The 24,351-nt window shown below is 68.8% G+C and carries 22 protein-coding genes and 1 pseudogene; 15 read left to right on the top strand and 8 right to left on the bottom strand.

Annotated elements, in window-relative coordinates; translation table 11 throughout:
* Nucleotides 1-37: 37 nt before the first annotated feature.
* The 7 genes from TY25_RS19345 to TY25_RS19315 all read right to left on the bottom strand — a co-directional run bounded on the left by TY25_RS19345 (nt 38) and on the right by TY25_RS19315 (nt 6,593).
* On the bottom strand, nt 38-949 hold the full coding sequence (locus tag TY25_RS19345; protein WP_042258163.1) for a cation diffusion facilitator family transporter: 912 nt from the start codon (nt 947-949) through the stop codon (nt 38-40).
* Between the two features lie 79 nt (nt 950-1,028).
* Nucleotides 1,029-2,297 carry a mannose-6-phosphate isomerase, class I gene (gene manA / locus TY25_RS19340; protein WP_042258162.1) on the bottom strand — a complete coding sequence of 423 codons (1,269 nt, stop codon included), beginning with the start codon at nt 2,295-2,297 and terminating at the stop codon, nt 1,029-1,031.
* A complete protein-coding gene (locus tag TY25_RS19335; RefSeq protein ID WP_042258161.1) occupies nt 2,297-3,499 on the bottom strand; it encodes a hypothetical protein in 1,203 nt (400 codons plus the stop codon). The genes manA and TY25_RS19335 overlap by 1 nt, the downstream gene beginning before the upstream one ends.
* A gap of 226 nt (nt 3,500-3,725) precedes the next feature.
* Entirely contained in the window at nt 3,726-5,102 is a 1,377-nt protein-coding gene (locus TY25_RS19330) for a phosphomannomutase/phosphoglucomutase (protein WP_042258160.1), read from the bottom strand.
* Nucleotides 5,103-5,154: 52 nt separating this feature from the next.
* Entirely contained in the window at nt 5,155-5,535 is a 381-nt protein-coding gene (locus tag TY25_RS19325) for a DUF3499 domain-containing protein (protein ID WP_041563073.1), read from the bottom strand.
* Nucleotides 5,536-5,675: 140 nt separating this feature from the next.
* Nucleotides 5,676-6,155, bottom strand: a complete 480-nt coding sequence (locus tag TY25_RS19320) for a metallopeptidase family protein (protein ID WP_162836687.1) — start codon at nt 6,153-6,155, stop codon at nt 5,676-5,678.
* Between the two features lie 204 nt (nt 6,156-6,359).
* On the bottom strand, nt 6,360-6,593 hold the full coding sequence (locus TY25_RS19315) for a WhiB family transcriptional regulator (protein ID WP_029901515.1): 234 nt from the start codon (nt 6,591-6,593) through the stop codon (nt 6,360-6,362).
* A 381-nt stretch (nt 6,594-6,974) separates the two neighbouring features.
* Between TY25_RS19315 and cofD the strand changes: the two genes are divergently transcribed.
* From cofD to TY25_RS19275, 8 genes and pseudogenes are all read left to right on the top strand, one after another.
* Complete coding sequence (gene cofD / locus TY25_RS19310) at nt 6,975-8,114, top strand: 2-phospho-L-lactate transferase (protein ID WP_236639130.1); 1,140 nt, start codon at nt 6,975-6,977, stop codon at nt 8,112-8,114.
* Complete coding sequence (locus tag TY25_RS19305) at nt 8,111-9,466, top strand: coenzyme F420-0:L-glutamate ligase (protein ID WP_042258158.1); 1,356 nt, start codon at nt 8,111-8,113, stop codon at nt 9,464-9,466. Before cofD ends, TY25_RS19305 begins: the two co-directional genes overlap by 4 nt.
* A gap of 13 nt (nt 9,467-9,479) precedes the next feature.
* Nucleotides 9,480-9,998: an NUDIX hydrolase gene (locus tag TY25_RS19300; protein WP_042258157.1), complete on the top strand. Its 519-nt coding sequence runs from the start codon at nt 9,480-9,482 to the stop codon at nt 9,996-9,998.
* A gap of 184 nt (nt 9,999-10,182) precedes the next feature.
* The gene (locus tag TY25_RS19295; protein WP_042258156.1) at nt 10,183-11,430 is read left to right on the top strand and encodes an alkane 1-monooxygenase; all 1,248 of its coding nucleotides are present in this window, start codon (nt 10,183-10,185) and stop codon (nt 11,428-11,430) included.
* Nucleotides 11,430-11,603 (top strand): rubredoxin, encoded by a 174-nt coding sequence (locus TY25_RS19290; RefSeq protein WP_029901519.1) that lies wholly within the window; start codon nt 11,430-11,432, stop codon nt 11,601-11,603. Before TY25_RS19295 ends, TY25_RS19290 begins: the two co-directional genes overlap by 1 nt.
* Entirely contained in the window at nt 11,600-11,782 is a 183-nt protein-coding gene (locus tag TY25_RS19285; protein ID WP_014987824.1) for a rubredoxin, read from the top strand. Before TY25_RS19290 ends, TY25_RS19285 begins: the two co-directional genes overlap by 4 nt.
* Before the next feature lie 40 nt (nt 11,783-11,822).
* Nucleotides 11,823-12,443 carry a TetR/AcrR family transcriptional regulator gene (locus tag TY25_RS19280; RefSeq protein WP_042258155.1) on the top strand — a complete coding sequence of 207 codons (621 nt, stop codon included), beginning with the start codon at nt 11,823-11,825 and terminating at the stop codon, nt 12,441-12,443.
* A 191-nt stretch (nt 12,444-12,634) separates the two neighbouring features.
* A pseudogene (locus tag TY25_RS19275) lies at nt 12,635-13,777 on the top strand (alkane 1-monooxygenase); the annotation flags it as partial.
* Nucleotides 13,778-14,454: 677 nt separating this feature from the next.
* Here TY25_RS19275 and TY25_RS19270 read toward each other — a convergent pair.
* Nucleotides 14,455-15,501 (bottom strand): glycerophosphodiester phosphodiesterase, encoded by a 1,047-nt coding sequence (locus TY25_RS19270; protein ID WP_042258154.1) that lies wholly within the window; start codon nt 15,499-15,501, stop codon nt 14,455-14,457.
* A 100-nt stretch (nt 15,502-15,601) separates the two neighbouring features.
* Here TY25_RS19270 and ahcY point away from each other — a divergent pair, with 100 nt between their 5' ends.
* From ahcY to TY25_RS19235, 7 genes are all read left to right on the top strand, one after another.
* Nucleotides 15,602-17,086 carry an adenosylhomocysteinase gene (gene ahcY / locus TY25_RS19265; RefSeq protein ID WP_042258153.1) on the top strand — a complete coding sequence of 495 codons (1,485 nt, stop codon included), beginning with the start codon at nt 15,602-15,604 and terminating at the stop codon, nt 17,084-17,086.
* A gap of 209 nt (nt 17,087-17,295) precedes the next feature.
* Nucleotides 17,296-18,267, top strand: a complete 972-nt coding sequence (locus tag TY25_RS19260; protein ID WP_042258152.1) for a bacteriocin fulvocin C-related protein — start codon at nt 17,296-17,298, stop codon at nt 18,265-18,267.
* Nucleotides 18,268-18,343: 76 nt separating this feature from the next.
* Nucleotides 18,344-18,991, top strand: a complete 648-nt coding sequence (locus TY25_RS19255) for a dTMP kinase (protein WP_042258151.1) — start codon at nt 18,344-18,346, stop codon at nt 18,989-18,991.
* Nucleotides 18,992-19,069: 78 nt separating this feature from the next.
* Nucleotides 19,070-19,747 (top strand): MtrAB system response regulator MtrA, encoded by a 678-nt coding sequence (gene mtrA / locus TY25_RS19250; RefSeq protein WP_014987817.1) that lies wholly within the window; start codon nt 19,070-19,072, stop codon nt 19,745-19,747.
* Nucleotides 19,748-19,820: 73 nt separating this feature from the next.
* A complete protein-coding gene (gene mtrB, locus TY25_RS19245) occupies nt 19,821-21,713 on the top strand; it encodes an MtrAB system histidine kinase MtrB (RefSeq protein WP_052383071.1) in 1,893 nt (630 codons plus the stop codon).
* On the top strand, nt 21,710-23,524 hold the full coding sequence (lpqB, locus tag TY25_RS19240) for an MtrAB system accessory lipoprotein LpqB (RefSeq protein WP_042258150.1): 1,815 nt from the start codon (nt 21,710-21,712) through the stop codon (nt 23,522-23,524). The genes mtrB and lpqB overlap by 4 nt, the downstream gene beginning before the upstream one ends.
* Nucleotides 23,525-23,563: 39 nt before the next feature.
* On the top strand, nt 23,564-24,205 hold the full coding sequence (locus TY25_RS19235) for a ComF family protein (RefSeq protein ID WP_042258149.1): 642 nt from the start codon (nt 23,564-23,566) through the stop codon (nt 24,203-24,205).
* The last annotated feature ends 146 nt before the right edge of the window (nt 24,206-24,351 follow it).

Below are 24,351 nucleotides of genomic sequence, written 5' to 3'. Positions count from 1 at the left end.
CCCGGGTGCGTGGCGGCAGAACCGGTGCGGGAAGTGCCTACGTGCGGTACAGATCCGGTTCGAGGTACATGACGCGGGCGGCGGGCACCGCGGCGCGGACGCGGGCCTCCGCGTCGTCGATGGCCGCGGCGAGCTGGGCGACATCGAGGCCCGGCGCCGCACCGATCTTGGCGGCGACCAAAAGCTCTTCGGGACCGAGGTATTGGGACTTGAGGTGGATCACGCGGTCGATGCGGGTGCCGTCGACCAGGTTCTCCCGGATCAGCCGGTCCTCTTCCGGCGTGGCCCCCTCACCGATGAGCAGGCTCTGCATCTCGATGATCAGGATGACGGCGATGACACCGAGCAGCAGGCCGATGGCCAGCGTGCCGACGCCATCCCAGACGGGGTTGCCGGTGACCATCGTCAGCCCGACGCCGATGAAGGCGAAGATCAGGCCCACCAGCGCGCCGGTGTCCTCCAGCAGCACCACCGGCAGTTCCGGGCTGCGCGAGGTGCGGATGAACCGCCACCAGCTCGCACCGCCCTTGAGCGGCTTGGATTCCCGGATCGCGGTCGTGAAGCTGTAGGTCTCCAGGCCGATGGCGATCAGCAGGATGACGATCGCGACGATCGGCGAGGTCAGATCCTCCGGATGCTGGATCTTGTGGATGCCCTCGTAGACGGCGTAGATGGAGCCGATGGTGAACAGCACCAGCGCCACGATGAACGAGTAGAAGTAGCGGTTGCGTCCGTAACCGAACGGATGCAGCTCGTCGGCCTCCTGCTCGGCTCGCCGCTGGCCGAGCAGCAGCAGACCCTGGTTGGAGGTGTCGGCCACCGAGTGCACCGCCTCGGCGAGCATCGACGCGGAACCGGTGATCGCCGCACCGATGAACTTCGCGACGGCGATGCCCGCGTTCGCCGTCAACGCGGCGAGGATCGCCTTCTTGCCACCACCAGCCGACATGCCCTGGACGCCCTTTCTCGAATTGCCCGATCCTGGCTAACTTAGCGTGTCGCGGCCGTCGGACACCCGATGCCCGGGTTTATCCGCGGTGCTGATCGGTCCCGGTCAGCGTGGCGGGCAGACCCGCGGCGCCCACCCCGCCGACGCACGCACAGAACAGCTGCGCGTCGCCGTCGGGCGCCTGGGCTCGAATGTCGGTGTCGGTGGCCGAGATCCACGCCGCGGCGCCGCGCTGCAGCGCCAATTCGGTGCTGCCCCGCAGCAAGCGGACCGAACCGGCGGTGCACAGCACGATGCCGGGCCCGGCCGCGGTGAGCGGCACTTGGCCGGAACCGGCGACGAGATCGAAGCGGCGCAGCGCGAACTCCGGTGCGGGCGTCGTGTAGCGCACCGAGCCGTCACCGGCGGGCTCGGGCAGCACGACCGGCAGATCGATCGGCTCGAAATCCAGCACCCGCAACAGTTCCGGCACGTCGACGTGCTTGGGGGTGAGCCCGCCGCGCAACACGTTGTCGGAGTTGGCCATGATCTCCACGCCGAGCCCGCGCAGGTAGGCGTGCAGGTTGCCGGCGGCGAGGAACAGGCCCTGTCCCGGTTCCAGCGTCAGCCGGTTCAACAGCAGCGCCGCGAGCACGCCCGCGTCGCCGGGGTAGGCCTCGGCCAGCTCCAACGCGGTGCGGGCCTCGGCGGTGAACTCGCGCTTGCCTTTTCCGGACAGGTACCGCACACAGCCGTCCAGCACCGCGGGCAGCAGGGTGGCCAGCACCGGCTGCGGCAGCGTGATCCAGGTGGTGAACAGGGTGCGCAGACCGTCCGAGTCCGGCTGCGCGGCAAGCAGGTTCGCGTACGACTCCAGGCCGGGCACCTGCAGCGCGCGCAGCAGCTCCACGGTGCGGTGCGGGTCGCGGAAACCGGCCAGCGCCTCGAATCGGTCCAACGCCACCACCAGTTCGGGCTTGTGGTTGTCGTCGCGGTAGTTGCGCATCGGCGAGTCCAACGCCACGTTGGTCCGGTTCTCCCGCTCGAAACCCGCGCGCGCCTGCGCCGCACTCGGATGCGCCTGCAGCGAGAGCGGCTCCTCGGCGGCCAGGATCTTGAGCAGGAACGGCAGCTTGCCACCGAATTCCGCGGCGGCCGGGCCGAGTTCGCGGATCGGGTCGGCCGCGACGAAGTCCAGCAGCGAGGTGGTGTGCTCCCCGATCCGGACGTGCGCGGGATCGGCGGGATGCGCGCCGAACCAGAGTTCGGCTTCGGGGTGGGCGGACGGTACCGGTCGGCCGCACAACTGAGCGAGCGCGGTGCGCGAGCCCCAGGCGTACGAGCGCAGCGCACCAACGAGTTCGTGCACTAGTAGCTGCCCCCGAACTGCCCTTGGCTCTCGGTCGCGGTGCCGCGAGTTCCGATCAGCCGTAGGTATGCGGCGGCCATTTCCAGCCGCAACGCGAGCACGGCGAGTTGTTCCACCTCGCCCCCCGCGCCGGACGCGGGTTCCTCGGTGCGTGGCGGTGCGGGCACGGACGGATCGGTGAGGCCGGTGTGCAGCAGATCGACATCGGCGTTCACCAGATCGGCGTCGACCAGGCTCGCCTCGCCGCCGCCGAACACCGCGATCCGGCGGCGCGCGGCGGATTGGTCGGCGTCGGTGCTGAGCACGAACACCCGCATCCGTTCCACCTGGACGGGGCCGTCGAGTTCTTCGTCGTGGAAGAGCGGATCGTAGCCGGGCGCGGATTCGCCTGCGGCCTCGGTCATCCGGGCTCTGGCGGCGACGGCCTCGGCCAGATCCACCGCGGTGGCGACCCGACCCGCCGACTGCAGCAGCACCTCGGCGCCGTGCTCGGCCAGCTGGGCCGCGGCGGGGGAGTCGCCGGTCAGCACCACCCCGCGCTGATGCATACGGGCGGCGAGCGTCTTGGCCGGATTACGGAAGACCTCGTTGGCCGGACCGTCGCGCAGCGCCTCCGCGTCGAGGATGTCGGCCAGCGCGGTGAGGTCGGGCACGAGCGTCGCGCTGCGGCCGGGGTCGACAATCTGCAACACCGCGATGCCCGCCGCGACGAAACGCAGCAGCCGGTTGTGGTCCAGCACCGGCACCCGCGGTGCGAGTACGGCGGCCCGGCCGGCCGCGACGGCGCGCATCGGGCCTTCGATCGGGGTCGCCACGACCACCTCGGCGCCGCGGCGCAGCGCGCGGTCCACCGCGTCGGTCAGGCGCGGGTCGCCCGCGTCGTCGCCGGCGACCAAGACGACGTCGAGCGGACCGACCCAGGGCGGCAGCGCGGCGACCGGCACCACGGGCAGACCCGCGCGGTCACCGAGCGCGGCGACCAGCAGGCTCGCGGCCCGCGCGGCCCGGCCTGCGCCGGAGACGAGCACCACGCTGCGTGGTCGCAGACCGGCGAGGCGGGCCAGGGCGTCCTCGCCGACGGCGGCTGCCGTGGCCCGGACCTGAGCACCGCCGGAGGCCGCCGAACGCAGGGCGCCCGCGGTATCGGCTGCCTCGAGTGAAGCGGCATCGTCGAGGTCGAGCACCGGTGTTCCAGCGATCATCGGGCGTCCCACCTCCCCTCATCGCGCTGAGTCGTTTCCGCCCTTGCTCCCACCCGGGTCAGCTGCCACGCCGGGCCCGAGTCGGGTGAATCCAGGGCCTGTGATTCCACTATTCCAGTCGGGAGCGGTCGATGCTCGGGTTCCCGGTCCCGGGCCGAGCCGTCGGCTCCCCCGATCGCTGAATCCTGAGCTTGTGATTTCATCCGCCCTGATTCCACTATTCCAGTCAGGACCGGACGATGCTCAGGATCTCGGTCACGAGTACGTCTACTTCCTCCGGCGATCTGGCCTCGACGTTGAGCCGCAGCAGCGGCTCGGTGTTGGACGCGCGCAGATTGAACCAGGCATCGTCGGCGAGTTGCACGGTGACCCCGTCGAGCCGGTCCACCGAGACCGTCCGGCTCGCGAAAGCCGCCACCACCGCCAAGGTCCGCTCCTGCGCGTCCGCCACTGTGGAATTGATCTCTCCGGAGGCCGCATACGTTTCGTAGGCCGCCATCAGTTCCGACACCGGCCGGTCCTGTTCGCCGAGCGCGGCCAGCACATGCAGCGCGGCGAGCATGCCGGAGTCGGCGCCCCAGAAGTCGCGGAAGTAGTAGTGCGCGGAATGCTCGCCGCCGAACACCGCGCCGGTCGAGGCCATCTGCTGCTTGATGAACGAGTGACCGACCCGGGTGCGCACCGGGGTGCCGCCGAGTTCGGTGACCAGTTCGGGCACCGCGCGCGAGGTGATCAGGTTGTGGATGATGACCCCGCCCGGCTCCTTGGCCAGTTCGCGCTCGGCGACCAGCGCGGTGATCGCCGACGGCGAGACCGGATCGCCCTGCTCGTCCACCACGAAGCAGCGGTCCGCGTCGCCGTCGAAGGCGAGGCCGATGTCGGCGCCCGACTTGACCACCAGATCCTGCAGATCGACCAGGTTCTTGGGGTCGAGCGGATTGGCCTCGTGGTTCGGGAAGGACCCGTCCAGTTCGAAGTACAGCGGGACGATCGTCACCTGCGGCAGCGTGCGGAACACCGCGGGCACCGTGTGCCCGCCCATGCCGTTGCCCGCGTCCACCGCGATGGTGAGCGGGCGGACCGCGCCGAGATCGACCAGGCCGCGCAGGAACGCCGCGTAATCGTCGAGCAGGTCCGTTTTGGTTTCGGTGCCGTGCGGGCCGTCGTAGGCGGGCACGCCCGTGGCGACCTCGTCCTTGATCGTGGCCAGGCCCGTGTCCTGGCCTACCGGAAGGGCTTTGGCGCGACACATCTTGATGCCGTTGTAGCGGGCCGGGTTGTGGCTCGCGGTGAACATGGCGCCGGGGCAGTCCAGCCGGCCGGAGGCGAAGTACAGCTGATCGGTGGAGGCCAGCCCGATGTGCACCACATCGAGGCCCTGGGCGAGCACGCCATCGGCGAAGGCCTGCGACAGCGCGGGAGAGGATTCGCGCATGTCATGGCCGATCACGGCGCGTTGCGCACCTTCCGCGCGCATCAGCCGGGCGAACGAAGCGCCGATGTCCCTGACGAATTCGGCATCGATCTGTTCGCCGACCACACCGCGAACGTCGTATGCCTTGATCACCGCGTTGACGAACTCGGCAGAGCGGGCGACAGTCATGCCCTTCACCCTAGTGCCCCCGTGGCGACGGCTTGACCCGGTCCTGGTTTGTTCAGGACGGCGGGTCGGGCAGTACCCGGAGGTGGCCCCGGCGACCGGTGCGGGTGGTGCGCTGCGGCGGCGGCGCGTAGTCGCGGTAGCCGCGCTGATCCGGTTCCGGCGGGCGGCGGCGCAGGCCGGCTTCGCGAACGGCTTCGGCGAGCGCGGTCAGATCGTCGTCATCCGGTGTGCTGGAGGAGAATCCGCCCTCGTGCCGGACCATCTCCCAGCCCTTCGGGGCGGTGATCCGGGAGCCGTGGGTTTCGCAGAGATCCCAGGAGTGCGGTTCGGCGACGGTGGCGAGCGGTCCGACCACGGCCGTCGAGTCCGAGTACACATAGGTGAGCGTCGCGACGGCCGGATTCTTGCAACCTGGACGGCAGCAACGACGCATGGGGATCACGCCGATGAGAGTAACCCTCCTGGCGCCCCGATGTGGACAGACACGCTCAGGAATCGGGCAAATACTGGCCCACGCCGGGGAGTGTCGCGCAACGACATTCGATGCCGTGGCGGCGCCGGCCGGGTGTGTGCCTACTCGGGTTCCGGATCGATCACGTCCGGGTCCACGCCGAGGTAGGTGGCGATCTGCTGGACCAGCACCTCGCGCAGCAGGTCGACCAGGTCGTCGGGGTCGCTGGCACGAAGTTCGAGCGGTTTGCGGAACAGCACCACCCGCGCGCGGGTGGCCGCGCCGTGCCGGTCGACACCGGCCGGGATGAGCCGGGACAGTGGCACCGGTCCGTCGGCGACCACCTCGTCCGGCCAGGTGACCGAATCGGGGTGCAGCGGACGGATTTTCGGCACGTCGTCGACGGCGATATCGAGCTTGGTGAGCCGGTCGTGCCAGCGCGTGTCCAGCGGCGCGAAGGCCTCGAGCACCAGCCGATCGAATTTCTGTCCCCGGGTGCGCCAGGCGGGCACGGTGGGCGGCAACATCGGTCCGCGTACCCCGCGACCACGGCGGATGACCGACCGTGCGGTCGGCGGACGACGATTCCGGGAACGTGCCATGGGTTAAAACTAGCCAGCTCGCTCGGTGCCCGTGCACCCAGTGTGGTCCGCGCAGGTCGCGGTGCGTGCCGCCGGGGTCTCGGGCGGCCTGCCGCTGCGGTTCGGGGCTACCCCCGGAGCTATCCGTGTCGAAGCGAGATCCGTTGTCGCCGTGGCGAGTTCTCGCGTTCGGATAACTCGGGGGGTCATCCCGAGGGGGGCGAACTAGCCGATGCCGCGCTTCAGGCGGCGGCGCTCCCGCTCGGAGAGGCCGCCCCAGATGCCGAAACGCTCATCGTGGGCGAGTGCGTATTCCAGGCACTCGTCACGTACCTCGCAGCCCATGCAGATCCGCTTCGCCTCGCGAGTCGAGCCGCCCTTCTCTGGGAAGAACGCCTCCGGATCGGTCTGTGCGCACAGGGCGCGCTCTTGCCACTGCTCTTCGATGGATTCGAACATCTCGTCGAAGCCCGTGACGACCAGGCTGAGCCGGGGCGGCGAGACTTCGTCGCCCGAGCCGAGCCGGGACGTCGAGACTTCGTCACCCCCCTCTTGATCCTTCCAGCCGTTTTCTGCGCAGACGCCACGTGCTGCGCCTGCTGTGGAATCGGTCGGCGAGACCATCTCGTTGGCCATCGCTCCGCCTCCTCACTGTGTGTTAGCGCAGAATGATTCGTTCCGTCGGACCAACACGCCTACCGACGGCCATACCCCGCGACGTTGTCCCGCGGACGTCCCCGAGCTCGTCATCCCGATGCGAACATCTGTTCGAAAAGCCGTTCGCGCCTTGAACTCTCGCGCGAACCCGAAATGACATGACTGTGATTAGACACGCCGGACGTGTCGATGGTCAAGCGGCCGTCGCTATTCCGTTACTATCCGCGAACGCCTTCCAAGATGATCTTGAGGCGGAGTAGGGCAAATGACCAGCAAATATCCGATGAACATCGCCCGCTCCGGCAACGCATAGGCTGTGCGGATGTGACTGTTCATCAAGCGGATGCCGAGCCCGTAACCGGGCCGCGGATTGCCGTTCTCGTCGGTGGTGTCGGTGGTGCACGTTTCCTCCAGGGGGTCCGGGAACTGCTGCCCGAGGCCGATGTCTGCGCGATCGTGAACGTCGGTGACGACGTCTGGATGCACGGCCTCCGGATCTGCCCCGACCTCGATACCTGCATGTACACCCTGGGGGGCGGCATCGACACCGAGCGCGGCTGGGGCCGGGTCGGCGAAACCTGGCACGCCAAGGAAGAGCTGGCGAAATATCATGCGCAGCCGGACTGGTTCGGACTCGGGGATCGCGATATCGCCACCCACCTGGTGCGCACCGAGATGCTGCGCGCGGGGTACCCGCTCTCCGCGGTCACCGAGGCGCTCTGCAACCGGTGGCAGCCGGGCGTGAAACTGATCCCGGCGACCGACGATCGGTGTGAAACGCACGTGGTTGTGAGTGACCCGGACAACCCTGGCGAACGTCGCGCGATCCATTTCCAAGAGTGGTGGGTTCGGTACCGCGCGAACATCGAGACCCATGGATTCGCCACAATCGGGGCCGAAGAGTCCAAACCGGCGCCGAATGTGACCGAGATCATAGAGTCCGCGGATGTGGTCTTGCTCGCTCCGTCGAACCCGGTGGTGAGCATCGGCGCCATCCTCGCGGTGCCCGGTATTCGCGGCGCGCTGCGCACCACCACCGCCAAGGTGATCGGCGTGTCCGGTGTGATCGACGGAAAACCGTTGCGCGGGATGGCGGACGAATGCCTGTCCGTGATCGGGGTGGAGACCACCGCGGAGGCGATCGGCCGTTACTACGGCGCCCGCTCGGCCACCGGCATCCTGGACGGCTGGCTGATCCACTCCACCGACACCGCCGACGTGCCCGGTGTCGAGGTGCGCAGCGTGCCGCTGCTGATGACCGATCCGCCCACCACCGCGGAGATGGTGCGCGAGGCGCTCGACCTGGCGGGAGTGAAACCGTGACCGACGCGAACACCGTGACCGACCACGCGGCCGGGGAACTGCGCATCCTGCCGATCACCGGGTTGCCCGAGTTCCGGCCCGGCGACGATCTGGCCGAGCACATCGCCGCCCGCGCGTCGTGGCTGGCCGACGGCGACGTGCTGGTGGTCACCAGCAAGATCGTCGCGAAGGCCGAGGGACGCATCGTCGAGGCGCCGCTCGATCCGGAGGAGCGCGACGCCGCGCGCCGCGCGCTGGTCGAACAGGAGGCGGTGCGGGTGCTCGCGCGCAAGGGCCGCACCCTGATCACCGAGAACAAGCTGGGCATCGTGCAGGCCGCGTCCGGCATCGACGGCTCCAATGTCGAACAGGGCGAACTGGTCCTGCTGCCCGCCGATCCCGACGCGAGCGCGCGGGTGCTGCGCGCCGAGCTGGCGCAGCGGCTGGGTGTGCAAGTGGCCGTGGTCATCACCGACACCATGGGCCGGGCCTGGCGCAGCGGGCAGATCGATACCGCGATCGGCTCCGCCGGGTTGCGGGTGCTGCACGACTACGCGGGCGCCGTCGACGGACAGGGCAACGAACTCCAGGTGACCCAGGTGGCCGTCGCCGACGAACTGGCCGCCGCGGCCGACCTGGTGAAGGGCAAGCTCGGCGGGGTGCCGGTGGCGGTGGTGCGCGGGTTGCCGATCGCCGACGACGGTTCGACCGCCGCCGACCTGCTGCGCGGCGGCACCGACGACCTGTTCTGGCTCGGCACCGCCGAGGCGATCGAGCGGGGTCGCCGCGAAGCGGTGCTGATGCGCCGCTCGGTGCGGCAGTTCGCCGATGCGCCGGTCGATCCGGACCGGGTACGCGCCGCCGTGTCCGTGGCGCTCACCGCGCCCGCCCCGCACCACACCCGGCCGGTGCGGTTCGTCTGGCTGCGTGATGCGCAACTGCGGGCGCGGCTGCTCGACGCGATGGCGGACAAGTGGCGGGCCGACCTCACCGGCGACGGGCTGGAGCCGGACCGGGTGGAGCGCCGGATCGCGCGCGGCGACATCCTGCGCGGTGCGCCCGAGGTCATCATTCCGTTCTGTGTGCCCGACGGCGCGCACGACTATCCGGACGAACGGCGCCGGGCCAACGAGCGCACCATGTTCACGGTCGCGGTCGGCGCCGCGGTACAGGGCCTGCTCGTCGCGTTGGCGACCGAGGGGCTCGGCAGCTGCTGGATCGGCTCGACGATCTTCGCCCCGGAGGTCACCCGGGAGGTGCTCGGACTCGCGGACGACTGGAACCCGTTGGGCGCCATCGCCATCGGTCACCCGCTCGAGGAGCTGACGCCACGTCCGGTGCGCGGCAGCGATTTCGGGCTGGTCGAGCTGTGAGGCGGGTGCGCCGGTGACCGCCGGTTCGCTGCATGCCTCGGCGACCGCGCTGCTCGAATCCTGGTCGCCCGCCGCCGGTTCCGACCAGTCGCTGCGCGAAGCGATGCTCGCCTTCCTCGGTGCGGCGCCGCGCGGGTGCCTGCGCGAGCACGCGCCGGGGCACATCACCGCCTCGGCAGTGGTGTTCTCCCACGACGAGCGCGAGGTGCTGCTGACCCTGCATCCGCGGGTGGGCAGCTGGATCCAGCTCGGCGGGCACTGCGAGGAGTCGGACGAGACCGTCGCGGACGCGGCGCTGCGCGAGGCCACCGAGGAATCCGGCATCGCCGGGCTGCGGATGGAGCCGCAGCTGTACGGCGCGCAGGCGCATCCGATCACCTGTTCGCTCGGCCGGCCGACGCGGCACCTGGACCTGCTGTTCCGGATCACCGCGCCGGCGGGCGCGGTGCCGGTGCGCAGCGCGGAGTCCACGGACCTGCGCTGGTGGCCGGTCGACGCACTCCCGGACAACGCCGACGTGCTGTTGCGGTAATACCCCTCGACGCACAAGCGCCCCGGTCAGGCCCTCGCCTGACCGGGGCGTTCTCGTTGTCTCGGACCCTTCGGCTTTACAAATTCGATGATTTGTATAGACAGGCGACAAATCGATCTCTAGTGTCCATAACAGAGGTAACGCACGTCACACGTGGCGTGCCGCTTTTGGATTGGAGACAACGATGTCGACAGCAGCCGACACGTCCGCGCAGCCGGCGGCGACGCCGGACTGGCGCGACCGCAAGCGCTATATGTGGCTGTGGGGTTTGTTCGCGCCCACCGGCCTGTTCACCATCGGGATCCCGGTGATCCTCGCCCTCAACGCGCTCGGCTGGCATCGGCTGGCGCAGGTGCCGTTCTGGCTCGGCCCGATCCTGGTGTATGTGCTGATTCCGTTGGCGGACATATTCTTCGGGCCCGACGGCGATAATCCGCCGGACGAGGTGATGGAGTATCTGGAGCACGACAAGTACTACCGCTACCTCACCTATCTGTATCTGCCGTTCCAATACGCGACGCTGCTCATGGCCTGCTATCTGATCACCGCGGACGAGGTGAGCTGGCTCGGTTTCGACGGCGGTCTGCACGTGGTCGACAAGATCGGCCTCGCGATCACGGTCGGCATGATCGGCGGCATCGGCATCAACACCGCGCACGAATTAGGCCACAAGAAGGTGCATCTGGAGCGCTGGCTGTCGAGAATCGCACTGGCGCAATCGTTCTACGGTCACTTCTATATCGAGCACAACCGCGGTCATCATGTGCGCGTCGCGACCCCCGAGGATCCGGCGAGTTCCCGTGTGGGCGAAACATTCTGGGCCTTCTGGCCGCGCACCGTGTGGGGCAGCCTGACCTCGGCGTGGCGATTGGAGAAGACCCGGCTGTCGCGGCTCGAGAAGAAGCCGTGGAGCCTGAAGAACGAGGTGCTCAGCGCGTGGCTGATGTCGGCGGCGCTCTACCTCGTGCTCGTCGCGGTGTTCGGCCTCGAACTGCTGCCGTATCTGGTGCTGCAGGCGGTGGTCGGCTTCAGCCTGCTGGAGGCGGTCAACTACCTCGAGCACTACGGCCTGGTCCGGCAGCGGACAGCGTCGGGACGATACGAGCGGCCCGCGCCGGTGCACAGCTGGAACAGCGACCACATCGTGACCAACATCTTCCTGTACCACCTGCAGCGGCACAGTGATCATCACGCCTATCCGACCCGGCGCTATCAGACCCTGCGCAGCTGGGACGGCGCCCCGAACCTGCCCAGCGGGTACGCCAGCATGATCCTGCTCGCCTACTTCCCACCGCTGTGGCGGCGCGTGATGGACAAGCGCGTGCTCGCGCACTACGACGGCGACATCACCCGCGCGAATATCCAACCGGGCAAGCGGGACAAGGTGATTGCCCGTTACGGCACCGAGCTACCGGCCGACGGGGTGGCGTGATGAATCTGTTCCGTTGTCCCGTTTGCGAATACGTATACGACGAGGCGAAAGGCGATCCGCACGAAGGATTTCCCGCGGGCACCCGGTGGGACGTGATTCCGGACGACTGGTGCTGCCCGGACTGTGGGGTGCGGGAGAAAATCGATTTCGAACAGGTGGGAGCGGCCAAATGAACGATTACAAACTTTTCCAGTGCATTCAGTGCGGTTTTGAATACGACGAGGCGAAGGGGTGGCCGGAGGACGGTATCGCGCCCGGTACGCGCTGGGACGATATTCCCGACGACTGGACGTGTCCGGACTGCGGCGCCGCGAAGGCGGACTTCTACATGGTCGAAATAGAGCGGTCGTGATGTTTTGACTGCGGGAACCGCCCGTGACAGTGTCGCGGGTATGGCGCGCACCGGAACTCGCATTCCCTATCAGGAGGCCGCGCGGGAGTTGCTGCGCACGTCGGTCCTCGATGCCATGCGGGAACTGCTCACCGAACGGGATTGGTCCAAGATCACCCTCGGTGATGTGGCCGCCAGGGCGGGCGTCAGCAGGCAGACCCTCTACAACGAGTTCGGTTCCCGCAGCGGTCTCGCGCAGGCGTACGCGCTGCGCCTGGCCGACGATCTGGTCGACCATGTGGACGCGGCCATCACCGGCAATGTCGGTGATGCCCGCGCCGCGTTCCGCGAGGGGATGCGCAACTTCTTCCTCGACGCCGCGGCCGATCCGCTGGTCCGCTCGCTGCTGGCCGGCGAGGTGAAGCTGGATCTGCTGCGGCTCATCACGCTCGACGCCGGGCCGTTGCTCGAGCAGGCGACCGCCCGGCTCTCGCTGGCGTTCCAGCAGAGCTGGGTGGCGGCGAGCGCGGCCGAGTCGGATGTCATCGCGCACGCGCTGGTGCGCATCGCGCTGAGCTACATCCCGACCCCGCCCGGCCCGGGGCGCGACGCTCCGGAGGATTTGAGCGCGTTGCTGAGCCCCTATGTCGAGGCGATTCTCGCGGCCCGAATCGAGCAGTAGTGAACGCGCTCGACCCCGCATATGTTTGCGGAAAGTAAGCCACGCTTCACTAACATATGAGTGGGCTTAAAAACCAACTGCCAGGGTTGTAATCCTCATCACGTTTCATCCGCCAAGGTCTGCGAAACGGCCGTGCAGTCTGGAACTATTCTCGTACATCGGAGTTAGGGTTCCTATTTAGCGGGAGAAACGTGCAAACGGTTGGCAAACCGCCGGTATCAACTGATCCCAAACGACACTTATGGGTTTTCGGCCTGATCGCTCCACTGAGCGCCCTCTTGCCCTCGCAACTCGTGTTGCAGACCGGGGCAAAGGTGTTCTGGTGGATCGGTCCGATCATCGTGCTGATCGTCATCCCGGTCCTGGACTGGGTTGTCGGCGAGGACGGCACCAATCCGCGCGATGAAGACTACGAGTTGCTGTCCAATGACCGGTATTACCGGTGGTGCACCTATCTGTTCCTGCCTGTGCAGCTGATCGGCCTGCTCATCGCCTGCGCCATGTGGGCGGGTCACGAGCTGAGCGTCGTCGACAAACTCGGTCTCGCCGCGACGCTCGGATTCGTCAGCGGCATCGGGATCAACGCGGCGCACGAACTGGGTCACCGGGTCGAGAACGCCGAACGCTGGCTGGCCAAAGTGGCGCTGGCGCAGTCGTTCTACGGCCACTTCTTCGTCGAGCACAATCGCGGGCACCACGTGCGGGTCGCCACGCCGGAAGACCCGGCCAGCGGCCGGCTCGGCGAGACCCTCTGGGAGTTCCTGCCGCGCAGCGTGTTCGGCAGCTTCCGCTCGGCCATCGAACTGGAACGGGTGCGTCTGGCGCGCAAGAACCGGCGCTGGTTCAGCGTGCACAACCACATCCTGCAGGCCTGGTCGATGAGCGTGGTGCTGTTCGGCACGCTCATGGCGCTGTTCGGCATCGGCATTCTGCCGTGGCTGATCCTGCAGGCCGTGATCGGCGCCGCGCTGCTGGAGACGGTGAATTACATCGAGCACTACGGACTGCTGCGGGGCAAGCGGCCGAACGGCAATTACGCGCGCTGCTCGCCGCGCGACAGCTGGAACAGCGACCGGCTCGTCACCAATATTTTCCTGTTCCATCTGCAGCGGCACAGCGATCATCACGCCAATCCGGGCCGCCGATATCAGACGCTGCGCAGTTCCATGCAGGCGCCGCAGCTGCCGGCCGGATACGCCACGATGATTCTGTTCGCGGTCGTTCCGCCGCTGTGGCGGGCGGTGATGGACCATCGCGTGCTCGAGCACTACGACGGCGACGTCACCCGCGCGAACATCCACCCCCGCAAACGCCGCCAGCTCCTGGAACGCTACCGCGGCTGGGCCACCCGGACCCCGGATAACGCAGCGGCACAAGCGAACGCGGAGCCGCGGGTCGAGGCCCCGGCGCACGCGAATGGTGCGGACCGAGCGAATGGTGCGGCGCAGAGCGAGGGCCTGGTGCAGGGCGAGGGTGCGACCGGTGCCGCGCGGTCGAACGGCGCGGTGCCGGGCGAGGGTGCGGTGCAGCCGAATGGCGGCGCGCAGACCGATGGTGTGACGCAGGGCAGCGAAGTGAGCCCGGGTAGTGCCGCCGTCGCGGCGGAGGGTGTCGCCTCGGGCAGTGGTGTCACCTCGGAAACCGGTGTGGCGGTGGGCAATGCGGGCAGCCCATGCAACGGTGCCGTTCAGCGCAACGCTGTGGTGCAGCGCAACGGATCGGCGCAACGCAGGGAAGCGACGGTGGCGGAGTCGGGCGCGATCTGAGGACCCGGTCCGCCTGTTCGGTGGCGACCGACGGGAGCCGTGCGCGGTGCGCGCGGCTCCCGTTCGTGGTGGCTGACAAGGGAGTCGTGCGCGGCTCCCCGTTCGGCGGTGACCGACCAGGGAGTCGGGCGTGGGGTGTGTGCGTGGTCCCGGTTCGCGGGTGGTGTGGGTGGTCGGCCTCGGGCAGTGGCTTGGTTGGGTCGGGCGCGGGGTGCGCGCCCGACCTGTGCCGGAGGTGCTGGGGCTCAGCGGTGGTAGGCGGGAGGGAGGGGGAGTCCCTTCTCCTGCAGCACCTCTCGCATACGGTCGGGGTAGTCGGTGATCACGCCGTCTACGCCGGTTTCGAGTTGGGCGGCGATCGTGGCCTTGTCGTTCACGGTCCACGGGATCACGCGCAGATCGAGTTCGTGCGCCCGGTCGACGTAGGTCTTGTCCGCCACCAGGGCGAAGCCCGGTTCGCCCGCCTTGCGGCCGTAGGGCACCGAGTAGCCGGGCGAAGCGACGTTGGCGCCCAACGCTTTCACCGCGCCGAGCGGATCGTCCGGGTAGTCCTCGAACCGGATCGGCCCGAGCCACTTCGAGCCCGCGACGAAGGTGGTGTCGTCGTAGAGCGCCACCAGCGGGATGGTCGGATCGGCCTTGCGCACCAGCGGCAGCGACCGCCAGTCGAAGCTCTGGATCTCGACGTTGCCGGTCTCGCCGGCCGCGGTCACGGTGCTCAGGATGACGTCCACGAATTCCTGTGGCGTGGCGGACTGTTCGGGATGTTCGGCTTCCACTTTGGTTTCGATGTTGTACCGCGGGTGCGCGCCGCGGTAGGACTTCACCAGATCGAACAGCTCGGGCAGCGTCGCTATCCTGTTGCCCGGCAGGGCTTGCTGGCCGGGGAAGTCGGCCAGGGCCCGCCCGCAGTCCAGGGTGCGGACCTGGGTGTAGGTCAGGTCGTGCACCAGCTTGCCCACGTACGGGAACTCCGGGTCGTCCACGGTCGCGGGCGCGGTGTCGGCGCATTTGGTGGCGAGCACGGTCGGGTCGTGCCAGATCAGCGGCATCCGGTCGGCGGTGAGCACGATATCGAGCTCCAGCGTCGTGACGCCGAGTTCGAGCGCCTTGGCGAAGCCGGGCAGCGATTCCTCGACGGTCAGGCCGCGCCCGCCGCGGTGTGCCTGCAGGTCGACGGTTCGCGACGGAGTTGCGGGTGCGGCGTCCGATCCGCTGTCGCAGGCGGTGCTGAGACCCAGGACGGACAGCCCGACGACAGCGGTCGTGGCGATAGCGCGCAGGTTCGGCATCGCGCCAAGCTAGCAAGGGTGAGTACGGTGTACCCAGCCGCCGCGCCAGCGACTAGCCTTGCGTGTTGGTACCGACTTCCAGGAGAGGCAGACAGAGGCTATGACGACCTCAGAACTTCCCGCGCGAACTTCACTCACCGCGGACGTCCGCAACGGCATCGACTTCAAGGTGGCCGATCTCGCGCTTGCCGAATTCGGCCGCAAGGAGATCCGCCTGGCCGAGCACGAGATGCCCGGGCTGATGGCGCTGCGGCGCGAGTACGCCGAGGTCCTGCCGCTGCAGGGTGCGCGGATCTCCGGTTCGCTGCACATGACCGTGCAGACCGCCGTGCTGATCGAGACCCTGGTGGCGCTCGGTGCACAGGTGCGCTGGGCCTCCTGCAACATCTTCTCCACCCAGGATCACGCCGCGGCCGCCGTCGTGGTCGGCCCGAACGGCACCGTGGACGAGCCCAAGGGCACCCCGGTCTTCGCCTGGAAGGGCGAGACCCTGGAGGAGTACTGGTGGGCCGCCGAGCAGATGCTGACCTGGCCGGCCGAGCCGGCCAACATGATCCTCGACGACGGCGGTGACGCCACCATGCTGGTGCTGCGCGGCGCGCAGTTCGAGAAGGCGGGCGTGGTGCCGCCCGAGGACGAGAACCACTCGGCCGAGTACAAGGTCTTCCTGAACCTGCTGCGCGAGCGTTTCGAGTCCGACAAGGGCAAGTGGAGCGCCATCGCCGAATCGGTGCAGGGCGTCACCGAGGAGACCACCACCGGCGTGCTGCGGCTGTACCAGTTCGCGGCGGCGGGTGAGCTGGTGTTCCCGGCGATCAACGTCAACGACTCGGTGACCAAGTCGAAGTTCGACAACAAGTACGGCACCCGCCACTCGCTGATCGACGGCATCAACCGCGGCACCGACGTGCTCATCGGCGGTAAGAAGGTGCTGATCTGCGGCTACGGCGATGTCGGCAAGGGCTGCGCGGAATCGCTTGCGGGACAGGGCGCCCGGGTGCAGGTCACCGAGATCGACCCGATCAACGCGCTGCAGGCGCTGATGGACGGCTACGACGTCGTCACCGTCGAGCAGGCGATCGGCAACGCCGATATCGTGATCACCTCGACCGGCAACAAGGACATCATCACCCTCGAGCACATGAAGGCGATGAAGGACCAGGCCATCCTCGGCAACATCGGTCACTTCGACAACGAGATCGACATGGCCGCGCTGGAGCGTTCGGGCGCAACGCGTTTGAACATCAAGCCGCAGGTCGACCTGTGGACGTTCAAGGAGTCCGGCAAGGCGATCATCGTGCTGTCCGAGGGCCGTCTGCTGAATCTGGGCAACGCCACCGGCCACCCGTCGTTCGTGATGTCGAACAGCTTCTCCAACCAGGTGATCGCGCAGATCGAACTGTGGACCAAGCCGGACGAATACGACAACGAGGTCTACCGCCTGCCCAAGCACCTCGACGAGAAGGTCGCCAAGATCCACGTCGAAGCGCTCGGCGGCACCCTGACCAAGCTCACCAAGGATCAGGCCGAGTACATCGGCGTCGACGTCGACGGCCCGTTCAAGCCGGAGCACTACCGCTACTGAGCGACTGACGCACGCGGCCGCCGGACCACTCGGGTCCGGCGGCCGCGTGCTTTTCGCGCAAGCTGGCAGTGCTGCCACTTCTGCTGCCAGGCACGTGGTTTCGCGGGCGATTCCATTGCGGGTGCGGGCGCGGCCTTCCGACAATGGCGATACCTAGCGGCCGGCGAAAGCAGATCGCCGGTCGTCATCGCTCCCGGGGGGTATGCACCATGAAGGACTCGCGCTGGATTCTGGCATTCGACGGTTCGTGCGCGAAGTGCACGCGGATCTCCGATCTCGTCGCGGAGGTCGCGGGGGATCGGCTCGACACCAGGCCGCTGACGGACGCGGACGTGATCCGTTGGCGCCACGACAGTCTCGGCCCGGCCGCGCCCTGGCAGCCGACGCTGATCCGGGTCGCCGGTGGTAAGGCCAAGAGTTGGACCGGTCCGGCGCTCGCGGTGCCGATGGCGCGCGTGCTCGGTCCGCGCGCGACGGTGCGGGTCCTGCGCGTGCTGGGTGAGTTCGCCGCGGCCGAGGCCGCTGTACAGCGGTCATCGGACGGTGTGGCCGCGATCGTGGCGCAGGGCCCCTCGCGGCGCGGCGTGCTGCTGGCCGGATCCGGCGCGGTGCTGGCCGGCTGGCTGGTGCTCGGTCGCGGGGCCGGTAACGCGGAGGCGTCGTCGGCGCACCGCTGGGTGCAGGAGAACCTGGGATCGCTGCCGCAGGACCTCGACGGTATCGCCAAGTACCCCATGACCTACCGCCGGGCCGCGATCGTCCAGCTGCCCGCCGAGGTGCAAAGCCGTTTGTGGACCGAGCATTTGGCCCGGGCCCGGGCCGCGCGCGAGCGGTTGTCCACGGAACAGGATGCGGCACTTCGGCGTATCGAGGAGCTGGCCGCGGACCCGGCGACCTTCCGCGGCGAGCGCACCGAGGAACTCACCGTCCGGCTCGACGCGGCGGCCGCGCGCGTCGAGGCCGAGTTCGGTCGCGCGCAGGCCCGCCGCATCGTCGGTGTGCTCGGACCCGACACCGAGGCGGGCGAGCGCACGCTGCTGGCCAAGCTGCCCGACTGCGAGTGCAGCGCGGCGAGCAGCCACTGCGGCGACGCCCGCTGTGTCGGACTCGTCAACGGCTGCAACAAGAAGGGCGGCTGCGGCACCCTCTGGCGCTACGAATGCAACGGTCGCTGCGGGTAGGCCCGCGCGCAACGATCCGGGCCGCCGCGGCGCACCGACGGGCCGCGGCGGGCGGGCGCTGAGTACCCTGCCAGCCATGGGAGCGTTGATTGTCGTCGAGGGGCTCGACGGGGCCGGTAAGCGGACGTTGACCGACGCCGTCACCGCGCGGCTGCGCGCCGACGGAGTACGGGTCGCCTCGTTGGCGTTTCCGCGCTACGGCCGTTCGGTGCACGCCGATCTGGCGGCCGAGGCGCTGCACGGTGCGCACGGCGACCTCGCGGCGTCGGTGAACGCGATGGCGCTGCTGTTCGCGCTGGACCGCGCGGACGCGCGCGACGAACTGGCGAAACTGTTGGCGGACAACGACATCGTGTTGCTCGACCGGTACGTCGCGTCCAACGCCGCGTACAACGCGGCCCGGCTCGAGCAGTCCGCGGCGGGCGCAATCGTGGGCTGGATAGGCGAATTGGAGTACGAACGGTTCGCGTTGCCCGCGCCCGCGGTGCAGGTGCTGCTCGACGTCTCGCCGGAGCTCGCGGCCGAACGAGCCCGCCGCCGAGGCGAACTCGACAGCAGCCGGGCGCTCGACGCTTACGAGCGGGATGCGCGACTGCAGCAGCGCACCCTCGCGGTGTACCGTGAGCTGGCCCAACAGAACTGGTACGGCCCGTGGTGGATATTCCGATCCGGTGACGATCCAGCCACGCTGGCCGCGCGATTCGCCGATTTGATTACCCGATAGGGTTAGATGTGCGGCGGGTTCGTACCAGTGTTGGCGTGGCGACCCGATCCTGGCCTGGGAGATGACAACATAGTAATTATGAAGCCGAAGATTCTGGTCGTCGACGACGATATGGCGCTCGCTGAGATGCTCACGATCGTCTTGCGCGGGGAAGGGTTCGACCCGCATGTGGTCGGCGACGGCACACAGGCCCTCGCGGCGGTTCGGGAGATCCGCCCCGATCTGGTGCTGCTGGACCTGATGCTGCCCGGCATGAACGGCATCGACGTGTGCCGGGTGCTGCGCGCGGATTCGGGCGTGCCCATCGTGATGCTGACGGCGAAGACGGACACCGTCGACGTCGTGCTCGGTTTGGAGTCGGGCGCCGACGATTACATCGTCAAGCCGTTCAAGCCCAAGGAATTGGTCGCCCGGGTGCGCGCCAGGCTGCGCCGTACCGAGGACGAGCCCGCGGAAATGCTCTCGATCGCCGATATCGTCATCGACGTGCCCGCGCACAAGGTGACCCGCGGCGGTCAGCAGATCTCGCTGACGCCCTTGGAGTTCGATCTGCTGGTGGCGCTGGCCCGCAAGCCGCGTCAGGTGTTCACCCGCGAGGTGTTGCTCGAGCAGGTGTGGGGTTACCGGCACGCCGCCGATACCCGACTGGTCAACGTGCACGTCCAGCGGTTGCGCGCCAAGGTCGAGAAGGATCCCGAGAATCCGGAGATCGTCTTGACCGTTCGTGGTGTCGGCTACAAAGCTGGACCACCGTGAGCACACGCGTTGCACGGGTCGTGGCCGCCGCGTTCGCCCGGACGGCGGCGCCGGTCGCCGTCGAGGCGCGGCCGTGATCCGTCGCTCCAGAAACCAACTGGAGCGGGCGCTGGCGGCAGCGGGTGCCCGGTTCGCCGAGCTGGGTGTCCTGCTGGGCCACCTGTGGCAGCGGTCGTTGCAGCTGCGCGTCGCGGTCTCCACGATCACCCTCTCGCTGATCGTGATCACGATCCTCGGTGTGGTGCTGACCGATCAGATCACCAGCCGCATGCTGGACACCAAGATCAATGCCGCGGTCGAGGAGATGTCGCGTGCCCGCAACGCGGTGCACGGCCAGCTGTCGAGCATTCAAGACGCCAACACCCAGACCCGGCTGGTCGAGGCCCGCAACACGCTGTCCACCGGCGGTAGCCCGCAGACCGGTGTCGCGGGCAGCTACGACCTCGCGCTGGTGATGGTGGACGGCAGCCAGCAGGAACTCACCGCGGGCCCCATTCAGGACGTGCCCGTCGAGCTGCGCAACTTCGTCCGTCGCGGCCAGGTGAGCAGGCAGTTCACCACGATCTCGGATTCCAGCTGGTACCACGGCCCGGCGCTGATCATCGGCAGCCCGAGCGTCGACGTGCCGACGCTGGAGATCTATCTCATCTTCCCGCTGGCCAGCGAGGCGCGCAGCCTGTCGCTGATGCGCGGCACCATGATGATCGGCGGCATCGTGCTGCTGGTCCTGCTCGCCGCGATCACCGCGTTGGTCACCAGGCAGGTGGTGCTGCCGATCCGGTCGGCCGCCCGAATCGCGGGCCGCTTCGCCGACGGCAGGCTCAAAGAACGCATGCTGGTGCGCGGCGAGGACGATATGGCCCGGCTGGCGCAGGCGTTCAACGAGATGGCCGAGAGCCTGTCCAACCAGATCACCCAGCTCGAGGAGTTCGGCAATCTGCAGCGCCGGTTCACCTCCGATGTCAGCCACGAACTGCGCACCCCGCTGACCACCGTGCGGATGGCGGCGGATCTGATCCACGGCAGCAGCGACGATCTCGACCCCGCGCTCGCGCGCAGCGCCGAACTGCTGGTCAACGAGCTGGACCGGTTCGAGGGACTGCTCAACGACCTGCTCGAGATCAGCCGCCACGACGCGGGTGTGGCGGAGTTGCAGGTGGAATCGCTGGACGTGCGGATGTGCGCGCGGGCGGCCATCTCGACGGTGCGGCACCTGGCCAAGGACGCCGGCGTCGAGGTCGTGATCGATATGCCGGAGGAGCCCTTGGTCGCCGAGGTCGACCCGCGCCGGGTGGAGCGGGTGCTGCGCAATCTGCTGGCCAACGCCATCGATCACAGCGAGGGCAAGCCGGTGCTGATCCGGATGCGCGGCGATCTGGACGCCAACGCGGTCTCGGTGGTGGTCCGCGATCAGGGCGTCGGGCTGCGGCCCGGCGAGGAGAAGCTGGTATTCAACCGGTTCTGGCGCTCGGACCCGTCCCGGATGCGCCGTTCCGGCGGTACCGGTCTCGGCCTGTCGATCAGCGTCGAGGACGCGAACCTGCACGAGGGCAGACTCGAGGCCTGGGGCGAGGTCGGCGTCGGCGCGAGCTTCCGGCTGACGCTGCCGCTGGTGCGGGGCAAGAAGCTCGGCGCGAGCCCGCTGCCGCTGGAACCCGTGCGCAAGCAGGCGGCGGCCCGGCAGGCCGAATTGGAGATCGTGCCGAGCACGACCGAGCCGGAACCGGAGGCCGCGCCGGGGGAGACCGTGTCGTTCCCGTCCGGCGGCACCGCGGTTTTCGCGTCCGGCAACGGTTCGACGGTCGTGGCGTCGGTGCCGTCGAACACGGTGACCGGGTCGGACGTCGAGTCGAGCGCGCCCGGCGCGGATTCGGCCACCCCGGTCGCCCGAGCGGGCGGACCGGACGACGAATCGACACCGCCGGGTGCGGATCCGGCGCGCAGATCCGGGGACGTACCGTTATGAGCATGCGAGTCGGTTCCGCGCGCAAGCAGCGGCTGTTCGCGTTCGGCGCGGCCGTGGTGGCCGCGCTCGTCGTGCTCTCCGGATGCGCGAGCCTGCCGGAATCCTCGGCGCCGCAGGCGCTCGGCACGATCAACCGGGAACCTACCTCCGAGGGCCCGCCGCAGCCGCAGCAGGGCCGCGATCCCGACCTGCTGCTGCGCGATTTCCTCTCGGCCACCGCCGACCCGACCAACCGGCACCTGGCGGCCCGGCAGTTCATGACCCCGTCGGCCGCGGCCCAGTGGGACGACGCCGCCGGCATCACCATCGTGGAGAAGCCGGACACGTTGCGCGAGTCGCGCTCCGGGGACAAGGCGACCTATCGAGTGCGGGCGCGCAAGGTCGGCGAGCTCAAGGCCGACGGCTCCTACCAGGCGACCGCCGATCCGCTCGAGAACAAGATCGAGATGATCCGGGTCAACAACGAGTGGCGCATCGACGAGCTGCCCGACGGCGTGGTGATGGACTCCGTCGCCTTCGGCAAGTCCTACCGGCGCTACGTGCTCTACTTCGTGGATCCGACCAGCAGTTCGGTCGTCCCGGACCTGCGCTGGATCTCGGTGCCCAAGGTGCAGCTGACCCAGCGGCTGCTCAGCATGCTCGGTGAGGGTACCCAGCCCGCGCTGACGCCGGTGCTGCGCAACGAACTGGCCCAGCCGATCGCCCTGCGCGGTCCGGTCACCAAGGCCAACGGCGACCCGGACGGCGTCGGGGTGGGCGTCGGCGGGGTGCGAATAGATTTCGCGGGCGCCTCGGCGCTCGCACCGCGCGATCGCGAGCTACTGGCCGCGCAGGTGGTGCTCACCCTCGCGGGCGCGGACATCATCGGGCCGTATGTGCTGCTGGCCGACGGCAAGCCGCTCGACGACCGGTTCTCGGCGAGCGGCTGGGCGGTGGCCGACGTGCAGCAGTTCAGCGCGGCGATGAACGGCCGCAACCAGATCGGGCTGCACGCGTTGCGCGGGGGCACGCTGGTGCAGGTCGCGAACACCGGCGCCGTCACGGCCGCGCCGGGCTACTTCGGCGCGGTGAACAACCTGGTGTCGGCGGCCGTATCGCCGGACGGTCAATTGGTCGCGGGCGTGGCCGACGCGGGCCGGCCCGCGCCGGAACAACCGCGCACCCTGATGATCGGCACCTACGGCGGCAACGCGATTCCGGTCGCCGAGGGCGGCACCATCACCCGACCGTCCTGGAATATCGACGGCACCGCCGCCTGGGCGGTGATCGACGGGGATCGCGTGGTCCGCGCGGTGAACGACCGGGCCACCGGCACCGTCTCGGTGCAGGACGTCGACATCTCGGCGCTCACCGGCGGGGCCGGCTCGGCCTTCCGGCTGCCGATCACCGAGCTGCGGGTCTCCCGCACCGGGGTGCGCGCCGCGTTGATCGCGGACGGCAAGGTCTACGTCGCGGTGGTGGTGCCGAAGCCGGGTGGCGGTTACGCGCTGACCTCACCGCTGCCGGTCGGCGTCGATTCGAGCACGGCCGCGGTCTCGGTGTCGTGGTACGGCAGCGATCGGCTGATCATCGCCAGGGAGGGCAACGTCGATCCGATCGGCGCGGTGTCGATCGACGGGTCGGGGTCGCAGGCCTACACGAGCCGCAATCTGACGACGCCGGTGCGGCAGGTCAGTGCGTCACCGGAGCACCAGTACGCCGCCGATTCCCGGGCGGTACTGGAGTTGACGACGAATCCGGACGAACGCGAACCGTATTGGCGGGAGGTGCCGGGTCTCGGCGCGAACGCCGTCCCGGTGCTGCCCGGCTGATCGCCGGGTCGTGTCGGTGGGTGCGCGCACACTCGGGCGGTGCGCACCCTCCTCGATCTGATCCTGCCCAGCGCGTGTGCCGGCTGCGGGCAACCCGGCGTGGGCTGGTGTGCCGCCTGCGCGGCCACGCTGACCGGCCCGCCGATCCGGGTGCGGCCGCGGCTGGACCCCGGGGTGCCGTGCTGGGCGCTCGGCCCGTACCGCGGGCCGGCGCGGCGAGCGGTGTTGGCGGCCAAGGAGAGTGGGCGCACCGATCTGGCGGCGCCGATCGGCCGGGCGCTGGCCGGTGCGCTGGCGCGGCTGCGCGCCGATCGGCCGCTGGTGCTGGTGCCCGCGCCCAGCAGGCGGGTCGCCGCGCGACGGCGCGGCGGTGATCCGGTGGTGGCCGCAGCGGAGATAGCCGTGAGTTGGCTGCCCGATAGCCGGATGGTATCCGTGCTGCGGGTGTGGTGGGGTGTGCGGGATTCGGTGGGCTTGACACCCCGGGAACGCGCACACAATCTGCAGGACAGGGTGACCACCGTACCCGGTTCCGCAGCGCTGTGCCGGATCGCGGAAAACGCCGAGGTAGTGGTGGTGGATGACGTGTTGACGACGGGGGCGACGGTGCGCGAGTCGGTGCGCGCGCTGGCCCGGATCGGGGTGTCGGCACGTGCCGTATTGGTTACCTGTGCTGCTTGACTCCGGGAAATTTGCGTGAACACTGGCGCACTCCCGAATGTCGTACTAGCGTCGCGATCACACACCCGAACCGGGAGTTTGGAGGTGGCGCCTCGGACATCATGTGCCGAGAGATTCTCGATCGGCACGGCTCATCCCGCCGCACG

Origin of the sequence: Nocardia brasiliensis NBRC 14402 (assembly GCF_000308475.2) — a bacterium.
GTDB lineage: Bacteria > Actinomycetota > Actinomycetes > Mycobacteriales > Mycobacteriaceae > Nocardia > Nocardia brasiliensis.
This window is presented reverse-complemented; position numbering and strand designations above follow the sequence as displayed.

Bases quoted from the DNA above. Each gene is read 5' to 3' on its own strand.
- TY25_RS19345 (WP_042258163.1), bottom strand. From the start codon at position 949: ATGTCGGCTGGTGGTGGCAAGAAGGCGATCCTCGCCGCGTTGACGGCG.
- TY25_RS19335 (WP_042258161.1), bottom strand. From the start codon at position 3,499: ATGATCGCTGGAACACCGGTGCTCGACCTCGACGATGCCGCTTCACTC.
- TY25_RS19330 (WP_042258160.1), bottom strand. From the start codon at position 5,102: ATGACTGTCGCCCGCTCTGCCGAGTTCGTCAACGCGGTGATCAAGGCA.
- TY25_RS19325 (WP_041563073.1), bottom strand. From the start codon at position 5,535: ATGCGTCGTTGCTGCCGTCCAGGTTGCAAGAATCCGGCCGTCGCGACG.
- TY25_RS19320 (WP_162836687.1), bottom strand. From the start codon at position 6,155: ATGGCACGTTCCCGGAATCGTCGTCCGCCGACCGCACGGTCGGTCATC.
- TY25_RS19315 (WP_029901515.1), bottom strand. From the start codon at position 6,593: ATGTTCGAATCCATCGAAGAGCAGTGGCAAGAGCGCGCCCTGTGCGCA.
- TY25_RS19295 (WP_042258156.1), top strand. From the start codon at position 10,183: ATGTCGACAGCAGCCGACACGTCCGCGCAGCCGGCGGCGACGCCGGAC.
- TY25_RS19290 (WP_029901519.1), top strand. From the start codon at position 11,430: ATGAATCTGTTCCGTTGTCCCGTTTGCGAATACGTATACGACGAGGCG.
- TY25_RS19285 (WP_014987824.1), top strand. From the start codon at position 11,600: ATGAACGATTACAAACTTTTCCAGTGCATTCAGTGCGGTTTTGAATAC.
- TY25_RS19280 (WP_042258155.1), top strand. From the start codon at position 11,823: ATGGCGCGCACCGGAACTCGCATTCCCTATCAGGAGGCCGCGCGGGAG.
- TY25_RS19270 (WP_042258154.1), bottom strand. From the start codon at position 15,501: ATGCCGAACCTGCGCGCTATCGCCACGACCGCTGTCGTCGGGCTGTCC.
- ahcY (WP_042258153.1), top strand. From the start codon at position 15,602: ATGACGACCTCAGAACTTCCCGCGCGAACTTCACTCACCGCGGACGTC.
- TY25_RS19260 (WP_042258152.1), top strand. From the start codon at position 17,296: ATGAAGGACTCGCGCTGGATTCTGGCATTCGACGGTTCGTGCGCGAAG.
- TY25_RS19255 (WP_042258151.1), top strand. From the start codon at position 18,344: ATGGGAGCGTTGATTGTCGTCGAGGGGCTCGACGGGGCCGGTAAGCGG.
- mtrA (WP_014987817.1), top strand. From the start codon at position 19,070: ATGAAGCCGAAGATTCTGGTCGTCGACGACGATATGGCGCTCGCTGAG.
- lpqB (WP_042258150.1), top strand. From the start codon at position 21,710: ATGAGCATGCGAGTCGGTTCCGCGCGCAAGCAGCGGCTGTTCGCGTTC.